Here is an 11,533-nt window from a genome sequence, read left to right on the forward strand (position 1 = left end):
GCCGGAGTTCACCAGGAGTCGCGGTACGAGATCTCCATGTGCTCGGTCGAAACGGGTGTCAGTTCGAGATCGAGCCCAGCGGCCCCCAACCGTCGCAAGACTTCCGCCGGCACCGTGAAGGTGTTCTCCTTGTGGTCGGTGATGAGGAACGCCGACAACGTGATCTCGTAGCCCTCGTCGCGCAGACCTGCGAACAGATCCGCCGCGTTGTGCGGCAGCAGCTGCAGGACCCACTGCACACGACCCCAAGGGTCTTGCCCGTACTCAGCGCGGATCTCGTCGACGTGAAGGACGCTGAACAGGTTCCAGATTGACACGTCGAAGACGCGGGGACCGTCACCCTGGAGGTCCCCGATCTCGTACAGCTCGTCCGGAGTGACGCCCATCAGTTGTGTCACGTGCGCCGAGGAACCCCGCTGGCCGTGGATGCTCAGCTCCACCTGGATGCTCTTGATCACTCCGGCAGTGTCCCACTCACGCTGTGCCGAGATCACGGCCCCCTGACACGGTGACGTCCGCTCATCGATCGGGTACCGGGTGGTCTCGCGGGGAGTCGACCCGGCGGTCAGATTCTCCTCTGCCTCGCCGCGACGGTCGCGAGCAGGGTCGTGGGGATGAGAGTGAGTGCCACGATGCCAGCTCCGATCAGTGCAGGACCGGCAACTCCGGTGGTGTCGAGCAATACGCCGACGAGTGCGGTCCCGATGGCGGTACCGAGGTTGAACGCGGACACCGTGAGCGCGGACCCGAGCGGTGCTGCATCGCCGGCAGCGTGCACGGCGGTGTGGATCAGGACGCCGTTCGCGCTGAGTCCGAAGAGGCCGAGGACGGCGACGAGGACCGCGGTGAGGATCGGCTGGTCAGTGACGAGTCCGATGAGTACGAGCAGGACCGTGCTGGCCGCAGGGGTCACGATGGTGACCAGTCCGGGCCGGGCGTCGCCGAGGCGGCCACCGAGGAGCGTGCCGATGAAGGACCCGACACCGAACGCCGTCAGCACGACCGGCACGAGGCCGGCCGCGATGCCAGCGCGGTCGGTCAGCACCGGGGCGATGTACGAGTAGGCGGAGACGACGCCGCCGCTGGTCGTGACGCAGGCGAGGAGTGTGAGCCAGAGCCGTCCGGAGCGGAGCCCACTGAACTCGCCACGGATCGAGATGTGTCCACCAGTCGCGGCGTCGCGGGGAACGAACCGGGCGACGAGCACCGCGAGGACGACTGCGGCGGCGGCGATGGCCCAGAAGGTGCCGCGCCAACCGACTGCCTGGGCGAGGAACGCACCGAGGGGCACCCCGAGGACGGTGCCGAGGGAGCCGCCGGCCCCGACGACGCCCTGCGCACGAGAGCCGAGCTGCGGGCCTGCGGCGCGGGCTGCGACGACGGACGCGACGGACCAGAACGCTCCGGTCGCGAAGGCGGTCACGAGCCGGGCGATCAACAGGACGGTGAAGCCTTCTGCGAGTGCGACGACGAAGTGGCCGGCGACGAACAGTGCCAACGCGAGCAGGAGCGCCCGGCGCTTCGGGAGGCGGATGGTCAGCAGCGTCATCAACGGGGAACCGATGATCATGCCGATCGCGAAGACCGTGATGAGCAGTCCTGCGCGGCCGAGCGAGACGTGCAGGTCGGCGGCAACTCCGGGGAGGATGCCGGCGATGACGAACTCGGTCGTGATCATCAGGAACGTGCCGACAGCGAGGACCGGCACGACGATCGGGAGTCGCTGCGCGCCAGCGGTCACGCGGACGGGTACGCGGGTGGAGGTCGGTGCGTTCATCGGAGGGGTCTCGTTTCGGGAATCGCGGCGTCGGCGCGTCTGGGCGGAGCGCGCATTGCGCGTTACCCGGTCGCGGCGCGTGTGGCGTGGCGTGGCGTGCTGGAGACTTTCGGCGCCGGAGGAGTGGCGGCGGACGTTGTGGGCGGCCCAACGGGCGGGGAACTCGTGACTGCGGGAACGCTCACCGAAGCGGTCGGCGATCCCGGGACGGTGTGGGAAACGTCTGCGGGTCCCGAGCTGCTGGACGCCGGCTCGGTCGTCCATGCCACCCACCGTAGAGCGGCTGTCCGGACGGTAGAGAGGTTCTGCTGGACCCCGTTTCCGCGGGGTCTCACTCCCTCTTGCCGAAGACAGCGAGCCTGTTCGGGACGATCAGCTTGCTGGCTGCTCGCCGCTACCAGATCGACGGCAGGATCAGGGCAGGTCGTCATCCTCGAGCGCAGCGCCTTGCCGGTCATCCCTCGACACGATCTCCAACCGCAGTGAAGCGAGTTCGTCCGATCGGAGCATGCTGCGGAACATCGGCAGCAGCAGAGCGACGACCTCCGACACCTGCATGATCTGGCCCACGGGCTCAAACGAGCGTTCGCGAGCGGGACTTCGAGGTGGCGAGACCGCGAGGACGCGATGCTCGGCGATGGCCAACGCTACTGTCGAAGCGTGGGGACCAGGGGCATCTACGTGGAGACGGTCATCGACGCGGACCTCGATCGGGTGTGGGCCGCGACGCAGGACCCCGAGCAGCACGTTCGCTGGGACGTTCGCTTCTCCGAGATCGTGCCGGAGCCCGCGCAGGACGGTGAGCCGACACGATTCAGGTACGTCCGACGCTCGGCTGTGCACGACGTGCACGGCAGCGGGGTGAGCATCGGGGAACGGCGGCGTCCCGATGGTTCCCGCACGTCGGCGCTGCGCTTCAGCACTGCCGACCGGCTGTCACCGATCCGCACGGGCCGCGGCTACTGGCGGTACGCCCCGACCGGGGACGGCCGCACCCGCTTCATCACCGGCTACGACTACGACGGCGGGTGGGGTCCGCTCGACCTGGTGGTTCGGCCGCTCCTCGGATGGGCGACCGCCTGGAGCTTCGACCGGCTCCGCATCTGGCTCGAAGGCGGGCCGGAGCCGGAGACCTGGCCGCTCATCTCGGCGCTGCAGCCCTGGCGACGGGGCCGGCCCCGAGCCTCCCGGACGCTCCGCGCACCCGCTGGCGGTCCGCGCCGGCGCCACCATCTCCACGACGCGCCAGCCACGCTGGCAGCGCTGCCCGAGCCAGGAGGCGACCGATGACGTCAGTGTTCGAGGAGGCGCTCGGCGCCGACTTCCAGCGGCTGCACCCGATGATGCGCCGACGCTTCGGGGTCGGACTCGACGCCGCCGAAGCCTGCATCGGCCGCGGCGTCATGTCGTCGATCCGACGAGGCCCGTGGTGGACCGTGCCGTTCTTGCAGATCGGTCGGCTGCGCAACATCCTCGTGCCGGACGTCGGCGATGACGTGCCGTTCACGATCGAGAACTACCCGTACCGCGACCGGCTCGGACGCGAGACTGTCACGTTCGTCCGCACGTACGCGACGAAGCCGGGCCGGACGGCACGCTTCGACGCAACGATGGTGCTCGTCGACGGCAGGGTGCTCGACTACCTCGGGACCCATCAGCACCTGGCGGTCGACCTCGACCTCGACGTCGACGAACGGGGCGGCCTCGTGCTGCGCTCCGACGCGCAGCGGTTCCACGAGGGGCCGGCCTCGTTCCGGTTCCCGATGCTCCTGAGCGGTCGCGCGACCCTGCACGAGTGGTGGTCCGACGAGGACCAGGCATTCCACGTCGACCTCGAGGTGCACAACCGGGTGTTCGGATTCCTGTTCGGCTACCGCGGGACCTTCACGTGCGAGTGGACGCCCGCCACCGACGCACCCACCCGGTTGAAGCCTGTCCGGACCGAAGCACGCACCTGACGCAGGACCCAGCAACCGGAACTGTCCACCGCCGCCATGACTCTGCGGGGGCTGGCTGTGACCGCATGTCATCGTGGACGAATGACGTTCACGGAGCCGTTGCCCGACGAGCCGGAGATTCCCCTCGTCGGCGGGGACGTCACGGAGGGTCTGGTTCGGAAGGGCTGGACGGTGCGGAGACCGGTCAGTCCGTCATCAGCACGAGTGCAGCGACTCCTCGAGGAGCTCGAGCGCCGAGGGTTCGACCACGCACCCCGGTACCTGGGCGCCGACAACGAAGGGCGCGAGGTCCTCACCTTCGTCCCCGGCGAGGTCGCTGCTAGACCCTGGCCGACATGGGTCGGTGACGACCGTCGCGCTGAGAGCGTGGCTCGTCTTCTGCGGCGCTACGACGATGCCGCGGAGCAGGTAGGACTCCCCGCATGGGCCCGCGCCGCGTCCGACCCCCCAGCCTTGGCCTCGGCAGGTCCCGCCACCCTCATCGGACACAGGGACATCACGCCGGAGAACGTCGTGTTCCGCGATCACGAGGCCGCGGCGCTGATCGACTTCGACCTCGCGCGTCCAGCCGCACGTGTGGAGGAGGTGGCGAACCTCCTGCTGTGGTGGGCGCCGTGGAGGCCCGAGCGCGACCGGCAGGAAGCGGTCCGCGCCACCGATCCCTTCGCGCGCGGCGCGCTCCTGGTAGACGCGAACGGGTTGGATGACGACGGTCGGCGCCGACTCGTGCCCGTCTCTCGCGAGGTAGCGGACCGCTCATGGCACACCATGAAGCGCCGCGCTGACGATCTCGGCGGCGGCTGGCGACGGATGTGGGAGGACGGTTTGGGCGACGTCATCCTCCGCCGTCGAACATGGCTCGCAGAGAACGAGGACGCCCTCGCGGCCGCCGTGCGCGGCTGAACCGCGTGCGCCACGCTGTTCCGGATGGGGGATCCGCTACCGAACGGCGTTCGTCCTGAGTGGTGAGCACATCGCCACGACGACGGCGCCAGCGAACACGAGGGTCACTGCGAGGAGGGCGACGCCGTCCCCGGCGACGGTCATGAGAGCACCGCCACTCACTGCTCCCGCAGCCGCAAGGGTTCTGTTCGCGCTGCGCATCGTGCCGTTCATCCGACCGAGAAGCGCGTCGGGTGTGACGGTCTGGCGAAGGCTCATCTCGTTCGCGTTCTCGCAGCCCGCGGCAGCGCCGTGCACGGCGAAGGCGGCGAACAAGACCGCGACGGTCGCCGGTGGTGCTGCGACGCCGAGGCCAACGGTGGTGAGCGTGATGGCCGCCCACGCGATCGGGTAGGCGGCTCGAGCGGCGATGATCGTCCGGCCGGCGCCGAAGCGGGCGCCGAGGCGCGGTGCCGCAGTGGCGCCGAGGAGCATCGCGATGCCGCTGACGGCGAGGATGCCCCCGTACACGGCCGCTGGGAGCGCGAGGGTGCGGAGCGCGAGTGTCGCGAAGACCGTCAGTCCGGCGGCGTTGGCGAGGAACCAGAGGTGCGTGGACAGCGCCAGGGGTGCGAGCGTCGCATGACCGTACGTCCACCGCAGACCGTCAGCGATGTCGTTCAGCAGCCGCGCGCCCGCCACGCGTGCTGCCGTCTGCTCGACGACGCGGACCCGGGCGATGAGGACAGCGTCGACGAAGTAGCTCACCGCGTCGAGCGCAATCGCCATCGGAGCGGTCGCGATGCTGACCAGGACACCGCCGAGAGCCGGGCCCACCGTCTGCGCTGCCGCGTCACTCTGGTCCACCCGTGCATTCGCCGCCAGCAGGAGAGGACGAGGGACGATCCGAGGGAGGAGGGACTGCGTCGCGGCGAATCCCACGACGGACAAGATGCCGAACACGAACAACGCCGCCGCCGTCACCCAGAGGTTCAAGAGCCCGGTCAACCAGAGCACCGGGATCGCGCCCAGGCACACGCCACGACCGACACTCGCCCAGATCAGGAGTGGCTTGCGCCGGAAGCGATCGACGGACGCGCCGATGATCAGACCGAACAAGGCGTACGGCAGGAACTGGGCAGCGTTCACCAGGCCCAACTCGAACGGGCTGGCGTGCAGCACCGTGACGACGAGGACCGGTACGGCGACCGCGCTCACCGCTGATCCGAACGACGAGACGGTCGCGGCTGACCAGTACGGGCGGAACCCGGGCACTCGACGCAGTGTGGTCACGTCGTCGCCCATGCCCCAACGCTGGCAGACCGCGACGCTGCGAGCAAGGCAGTTCGCACCGGTGCAGCACCGTGCAGGTCGCCCGGCTCCCCGGCTCGTGCCGGCAGCCGGTGGCCACGTGGACGGCGCGTCAGCGGCGATCGCTGAGCTGCTGCATCCAGTCCTCGGGTAGGCGGTCCGCCGGACCGGGGACGGACTGGTGGCGTGGATGGCTCTGCGGGTCGGCGAGGCGGGGACCGTCGACGTAGTCCTGTGACACGAAGTCCCAGAACCAGTCCTCGCCGGGCTCGAAGGACTGCATGACCTCGTGCCCGGTGGTCGCGAAGTGCGCCGTCGCGTGACGGTTCAGCGAGTCGTCGCAGCAGCCGACGTGACCGCAGGCGGCGCACCGGCGCAGGTGCACCCACCACGAGCCGGTCTCGTCGCACTCCACGCAGCCGGTTCCCGACGGTGGCACGGTCGGGGAGATCATCTTCGCGAGGTCGGTCATACCGCACACCTTGCTCCGATCCGGCGGATCGCGCGAGAGTCGTTCGACTCGAAGGCAACCGGCGAGACCGGAGAAGAGTCAAACGGCGCTACTCGGTCCCGATGCCCGTTCCTATCGTCGAAGCCGACGGGACTCGTGAGGAGCGTGCGGCGTGCAGGACATGGGTGACGAGGTGTCGGCCGTCGAGGCGCTCCGCCGGTGGGCGCACTGGCCCCGTCCGTCGGAGACGACCGTCGCGGAGCTCCTCCGGCACGGGACCCTCGGCATCGGCGCACTCGCGGACGCGGGCGACGAGGTCGTCGTGGTCGACCGCCAGGCCGTCCGGCTCCGGTCCGACGGCACGGCGTCCCCGGCGGACGATGCGGACCGGGTGCCGTTCGCGATGACCACGACGTTCTCGCCCGACCTGGCGATGACCGTCGGTTCCGTCGGCTCGCGTGCGGCACTGGAGGAACTGATCGACGACGCGCTGCCGCCTGGGGACTTCGTGGTGGCGGTCCACGCGACGGGCCGGTTCGGTCGGGTCTGCACGGGGGTCGGCCCGGTGCAGACGGTCGAACACCGCACGACCACGGGCAGTCTGGTCGGGTTCCGGGCGCCACGGTCATCGGGAGTCCAAGGGGCCGACCACCACCTGGTCTTCCTCGACACCGCCCAGCGGCACGGGGGATCGCTCGTGGACTTCGACGACTTCAGCGGACGAGTGGAGCTGGGGTTCTCGACCGCAGCGCGGTTGTCGACTGCTCCGAGAACCGAGCCGTGAGTTCCCGGCGAGAGGACACGCCCCACTTCGTGTAGACGTGGCGCACGTGGCTGATGACCGTGTGGGTCGAGATGAACAGGTCGGATGCGATCTGCTGCGTGGTCAGGCCCGCCGCGATCCGCTCGACCACCTGGAGCTCGCGGGCGGTCAGCCCCGTGACGGCCTGCTCCGTCGTCGCCGCCCGGTAGGTGGCACCGGCTTCGCGCAGGCGCCGGCGAACGCGTTCGGCGTCGCGGGTCGCCGCAGCCTCGTTGCAGAGCCGGGCGGACTCCTGCCAGGCCTCCACCGCTTCGGGCAGCGACTCGGTTCGGACGAACTGCCCGAGGTCCTCGAGCGCCGCCGCGAGCACCAGGCGTCTGGGAACGGTGCGCAGGAGTGCCACGGCTTGCCGGAGGCTCTCCGCGGACTCGTGGACCAGACCGTGCACGTGGAGCCAGATCCCGGCGCAGAGGTCGTTCTCCGGGTTCGCCTCGGCCCGACGGCGCGCGACGTCCTCGATCCGTGTGACCCGGTCGTGGCGGCCACCCCGGAGCGCGATCCGCACCAGGTGGACGTCGTCCGAGAAGTCCGCGGGGCTCGACATCGAGGACACCGGGTCCTCCAACGTCTGCCACGCTGCCTCGGAGAGGGCGACGGCGTCGTCGGCCGCGCCGCACGCGTCGGCCTCGAGCGCGAGCAACCACGTGCCGGCCCGCTCGAAGGTGGGGTCCGAGCGGAGCGCATCGGCGAAGTGCCGGTACCGCTCCACCGCGGCACGGTCGGCCTGGGCGAGCGCGACACGGAACAGGACCGCCCCGGCGGTGAGCGCCGCGAAGCCCCCGAGCTCGAGGTCCTGCGCCAGGTCCAGTACCGACTCGGCGAGCGTCTTCGCCTCCTCCAAGGCACCGAGGTCGAACAGCACACGGGTCCGGAGCATCATCCAGGACGCCATGGCGCGAGCCAGGTGGTTACTCCGGGTCTCGATGGCGTTCGCCTCCGCGATCCGCGCGGCTCGCTCGGTCTCACCGAGCGAGTTGGCGAGGAACGCGACCCAGAGTCCCTCCGGCAGCCAGGTCGTCGACGACCGCTCGAGTCCGGCCATCCGGCCCATCGCCGAGGTGATCAGCCGGGTGGCGTCGGCGAACCGTGTTTCGTTGAACGCGAGGACCGAGGCGCTCGCCTCGAACGTCGCGAGCGCGGCGGGGTCGGCTTCGGGTCCGGTCGACTCCAGTGCGGTCCGGAGGTCCTCGTGGCGGCCGGAGTGGGCGAGGTTCAGCGCACGCAGGGCGAGCAGGCGGGAGCGGAGGCCGGCGCTCACCCCCGGGAGTCGCAACGCCGCCTCGACGGAGTGCAACGCGTCCGCCGCGGAACTCTCGGTCTGCAACCGTGCGAGGGCGAGGCGCAAGCGTGCGTCGTCCTCGGGCTCGAGCTGTCCACCCACGTCCTCCATCAACGCTCGCGCGTCGGCCACGCGCCCGCTGTGCCAGAGCAGTGGCAGCACGTCGGCGACGACCGCCGGCATCGACGGGGTGCCGCGGGCGAGGTCGGCCGCGCGGAGGGCGAGCACGCTCGCCTGCTCAGCGTCCGTCTCGGCGAGCTCGATCGCGACGGTCCGGAGCAGGTCAGTGGCCCGGAGGTCTCCGGGCTCCGCGACAGCGGCGATGCGTGATGCGACGGAGAGTGGCTCGACCCCCTGACGCAGGAGCTCCTCGGCTCCCTGCCGGATCAGGACGTCGCGGACGGCGAGCGGGATCATCGACTCGGCCGCCTCCCGGATGACGTCGTGCCGGAAGGCGAGGCGTTGCCCTTCGTCGACGAGGACACCGGCGCCGATCGCCTCCTGCACCTCGGGCAGGAGCTGGTGCACGGGGCGCTCGAGCAGGGCGGCGAGCGCCTGCACGGTGAACGCCCGCCCGAGGACCGCGCCGACCTGGACGACCTGCTGGGTCGGGCGCGACAACCGGCGCAGGGTCTCGCGGACGGAAGCGCCGAAGGTCACGGGCAGCCCGGGCCGCGGCATCGTCGCCGTGCCGTCGGCGAAGTCCAGCAGGTCCTCCTCGACGAGGCCACGCACCAGTTCGACGACCAGGAGCGGTGTGTTCTCGGCGCGGTCCGCCGCCTGCAGGACGGTCCGGTCCGGTTCCGCCCCGAGGAGGTCGGCGATCATCGCGGCCGTCGCGTCGACGTCGAGGGGGTCCAGGTCGAGGACCCGCCCCTTCGTCGCGAGGTCGTCGACGGTGGCCGCGACCGATGGGTCCTCGTCCTCCGTGCGCACCGCGAGGACCCAGAGGACGGGGACGTCGGCCAGACGACGGGTGAGGGACCGCAGCACGGCGAGGGTCGTGGTGTCGCACCACTGGAGGTCGTCGATGGCCACGACGACGCCGGTCGCCGACGCCGCCCGCTCGAGGTCGTCCTGGAGCTGCTGCAGGAGCCAGTACCGGGCTTCCGGGTCGCGGGCGATCGACCCGAACCGCGTCCGGTCGACGATCGGGCGTTCCCCGGTCCCGAAGGCGTCCATGACCGGTGCGAGCGGGATCAGCCGGGCATCCCGGTCGGTCCGCGCCTCGGCGACGCGGAACCCGGAACCGGTGGCGAGCCGGACGGTCTCCTGGAGGAGGCGGGACTTCCCGATGCCGGACGCACCCCGGAGGAGGACGACTCCGCCGGCACCGCGGCGCAAGCGTGCCAGCGCGTCCGCGATGGCCGTCTGTTCGGTCGCACGTCCGCGGATCGGACCGTCGGTGTCGCGCGCCGCGAGCACCGACGGGAGGGACGTGCCCTCTCGCGGGAGGTACTCCTCGTTCGTCAACACGGCGGCCACCAAATCTCGTCGGGTGGCAGGAGTCTATGAACGGACCGGACGTTCCCGACTGGCCCTGCGACTACCCCAGCCGGGTCCGCGGATGCGCGGTGCGGCGCGTCACGGGAGCAGGTGCACGCCGGAACCGCGGGTCGCCGGCTCCGCTGGGGCGTGCGGGACGGGAGGGTGTCCCTCGGAGGACCACGACGTCGCAGCGCCACCCGACGTTCGAGCCGATTGACGCTTGGGCGCATCTCCGGCGGAGAGGATCCTCGAGGGATGTCGACTCTCGGAGAAGGTTCCGCGCCCGCAAGGCTCCCGACGCTCCGACACAGCGTCGGGTTCTGGGTCGTCGCCGTCGCGTTCACCGCGGTGATGGCGTACTCGACCGTCCCGACCCCGCTCTACGGACTGTACGAGGCAGCCGACGGCTTCCCGCCGTTCGTCGTGACGTTCGTGTTCGCGGCGTACGCAGTCGGTGTCGTCGCGGCGCTCTACTTCGCCGGTCACCTCAGCGACGTCGTCGGTCGCCGTCGGATGATCCTGATCGCGGTGGGCGTCGAGATCGTGGCTGCGGTCGTGTTCCTCGTGTGGTCGGAACTCCCCGGCCTGCTCGTCGCTCGGTTCGTCAACGGCGCGGGGGTCGGGCTCCTGACCGCGACCGCGACCGCGCACATCAGCGAGCTGCGGTCCCGTGCCCGTCCGGACGAGGACCCGGCGAACGCCGTGACGGTCTCCGGGATCGCGAACCTCGGCGGCCTGGGGCTGGGGCCGCTCATCGGCGGGCTCTTCGCCGAGTTCCTGCCCGCCCCGCTGCTCTTGCCGCACCTGGTGTTCCTGGTGCTGTTCGTGGTGTCGCTGGTCGCGCTGCTCATGGTGCCGGAGACCGTCACGCGTCCGGCCGAGTCGCGTCCTTACCGTCCGCAGCGGATCTCCGTACCGCCGGCTGCGCGTCCGACGTTCGTCGCCGCGGGTGCCGCAGCGTTCTCGGCGTTCGCGGTCTTCGGGTTGTTCACGTCGCTCGCACCGACGTTCCTCGTCGTGTCGCTCCACGAGACCGACCGGTTGGTGGCCGGGGCGGTGTCGTTCTCGGTCTTCGCGGCGGCGTGCGTCGCACAGGTGCTGTTCCGTGGGTTCTCGATCCGCCGGCAACTGCGGCTGGTGCTCACGCTCATGCCGGCTGGCCTGGTGTTGCTGTCCGCCGGAGCGCTGCTCGCGTCGCTGCCCCTCTTCGCCGTCGGGGGAGTGGTCTCCGGTGCCGGTGTCGGCCTGCTCTTCCGGTGCGCGCTCGCTCGGGCCGGGGCCACGAGCAGTCCCGAGACGCGTGGCGAGGTCCTCGCAGCGGTGTTCCTCATCGGGTACGCGGGGCTGTCCGTCCCGGTGCTGCTGGTCGGGGCCGCGCTCTTGGTCTTCGCACCAGCGACGGTCCTGGTCGCGTTCGCCGCGCTCCTGCTGGTCGCGGTGCTCGTCTCCGCGACGCGGCTCCTGCACCAGGACCGGTGAACGGCACCAGGACCGGTGAACGGCACCGGGACCGGTGAACGGCACCGGGACCGGTGAACGGCACCAGGACCGGTGAACGGCACCA

Annotated in this window: 11 protein-coding genes; 5 read left to right on the plus strand and 6 right to left on the minus strand. The window is 70.7% G+C overall.

Features of this window, described 5'->3' with window-relative positions:
- Window positions 1-8: 8 nt before the first annotated feature.
- The 3 genes from EDF19_RS12400 to EDF19_RS19165 form a co-directional block, all read right to left on the minus strand.
- On the minus strand, window positions 9-458 hold the full coding sequence (locus tag EDF19_RS12400) for a DUF4279 domain-containing protein (RefSeq protein WP_148071095.1): 450 nt from the start codon (window positions 456-458) through the stop codon (window positions 9-11).
- Between the two features lie 107 nt (window positions 459-565).
- Window positions 566-1,777 (minus strand): MFS transporter, encoded by a 1,212-nt coding sequence (locus EDF19_RS12405; protein ID WP_123681186.1) that lies wholly within the window; start codon window positions 1,775-1,777, stop codon window positions 566-568.
- Between the two features lie 414 nt (window positions 1,778-2,191).
- On the minus strand, window positions 2,192-2,422 hold the full coding sequence (locus EDF19_RS19165; protein WP_185022840.1) for a hypothetical protein: 231 nt from the start codon (window positions 2,420-2,422) through the stop codon (window positions 2,192-2,194).
- A 15-nt stretch (window positions 2,423-2,437) separates the two neighbouring features.
- On the opposite strand from EDF19_RS19165, the gene EDF19_RS12410 reads away from it, so the two are divergent.
- The 3 genes from EDF19_RS12410 to EDF19_RS19170 all read left to right on the plus strand — a co-directional run bounded on the left by EDF19_RS12410 (window position 2,438) and on the right by EDF19_RS19170 (window position 4,638).
- On the plus strand, window positions 2,438-3,067 hold the full coding sequence (locus tag EDF19_RS12410; protein ID WP_260217146.1) for an SRPBCC family protein: 630 nt from the start codon (window positions 2,438-2,440) through the stop codon (window positions 3,065-3,067).
- A complete protein-coding gene (locus EDF19_RS12415; RefSeq protein ID WP_123681188.1) occupies window positions 3,064-3,735 on the plus strand; it encodes a DUF4166 domain-containing protein in 672 nt (223 codons plus the stop codon). The genes EDF19_RS12410 and EDF19_RS12415 overlap by 4 nt, the downstream gene beginning before the upstream one ends.
- Window positions 3,736-4,101: 366 nt before the next feature.
- Window positions 4,102-4,638, plus strand: coding sequence for a phosphotransferase (locus tag EDF19_RS19170; protein ID WP_185022819.1), 537 nt, complete (start codon window positions 4,102-4,104; stop codon window positions 4,636-4,638).
- Between the two features lie 36 nt (window positions 4,639-4,674).
- On the opposite strand, the gene EDF19_RS12425 is transcribed toward EDF19_RS19170, so the two are convergent.
- Together EDF19_RS12425 and EDF19_RS12430 are read right to left on the minus strand one after the other, a co-directional pair.
- The gene (locus EDF19_RS12425; protein WP_123681190.1) at window positions 4,675-5,922 is read right to left on the minus strand and encodes an MFS transporter; all 1,248 of its coding nucleotides are present in this window, start codon (window positions 5,920-5,922) and stop codon (window positions 4,675-4,677) included.
- A gap of 118 nt (window positions 5,923-6,040) precedes the next feature.
- Window positions 6,041-6,400 carry a UBP-type zinc finger domain-containing protein gene (locus EDF19_RS12430; protein WP_123681191.1) on the minus strand — a complete coding sequence of 120 codons (360 nt, stop codon included), beginning with the start codon at window positions 6,398-6,400 and terminating at the stop codon, window positions 6,041-6,043.
- Between the two features lie 160 nt (window positions 6,401-6,560).
- Between EDF19_RS12430 and EDF19_RS12435 the strand changes: the two genes are divergently transcribed.
- The gene (locus EDF19_RS12435; protein WP_123681192.1) at window positions 6,561-7,163 is read left to right on the plus strand and encodes an acetolactate decarboxylase; all 603 of its coding nucleotides are present in this window, start codon (window positions 6,561-6,563) and stop codon (window positions 7,161-7,163) included.
- Here the strand turns inward: EDF19_RS12435 and EDF19_RS12440 are convergent.
- On the minus strand, window positions 7,093-9,966 hold the full coding sequence (locus EDF19_RS12440) for a LuxR family transcriptional regulator (RefSeq protein WP_185022820.1): 2,874 nt from the start codon (window positions 9,964-9,966) through the stop codon (window positions 7,093-7,095). The two genes, EDF19_RS12435 and EDF19_RS12440, sit on opposite strands and share 71 nt — an antisense overlap.
- A gap of 258 nt (window positions 9,967-10,224) precedes the next feature.
- Between EDF19_RS12440 and EDF19_RS12445 the strand changes: the two genes are divergently transcribed.
- Window positions 10,225-11,448, plus strand: a complete 1,224-nt coding sequence (locus EDF19_RS12445) for an MFS transporter (protein WP_123681194.1) — start codon at window positions 10,225-10,227, stop codon at window positions 11,446-11,448.
- Window positions 11,449-11,533: the final 85 nt, after the last annotated feature.

The sequence above is a fragment of the Curtobacterium sp. PhB115 genome, from assembly GCF_003752025.1.
Lineage (GTDB): Bacteria > Actinomycetota > Actinomycetes > Actinomycetales > Microbacteriaceae > Curtobacterium.

Bases quoted from the DNA above. Each gene is read 5' to 3' on its own strand.
- EDF19_RS12405 (WP_123681186.1), bottom strand. From the start codon at position 1,777: ATGAACGCACCGACCTCCACCCGCGTACCCGTCCGCGTGACCGCTGGC.
- EDF19_RS12415 (WP_123681188.1), top strand. From the start codon at position 3,064: ATGACGTCAGTGTTCGAGGAGGCGCTCGGCGCCGACTTCCAGCGGCTG.
- EDF19_RS12425 (WP_123681190.1), bottom strand. From the start codon at position 5,922: ATGGGCGACGACGTGACCACACTGCGTCGAGTGCCCGGGTTCCGCCCG.
- EDF19_RS12430 (WP_123681191.1), bottom strand. From the start codon at position 6,400: ATGACCGACCTCGCGAAGATGATCTCCCCGACCGTGCCACCGTCGGGA.
- EDF19_RS12435 (WP_123681192.1), top strand. From the start codon at position 6,561: ATGGGTGACGAGGTGTCGGCCGTCGAGGCGCTCCGCCGGTGGGCGCAC.
- EDF19_RS12445 (WP_123681194.1), top strand. From the start codon at position 10,225: ATGTCGACTCTCGGAGAAGGTTCCGCGCCCGCAAGGCTCCCGACGCTC.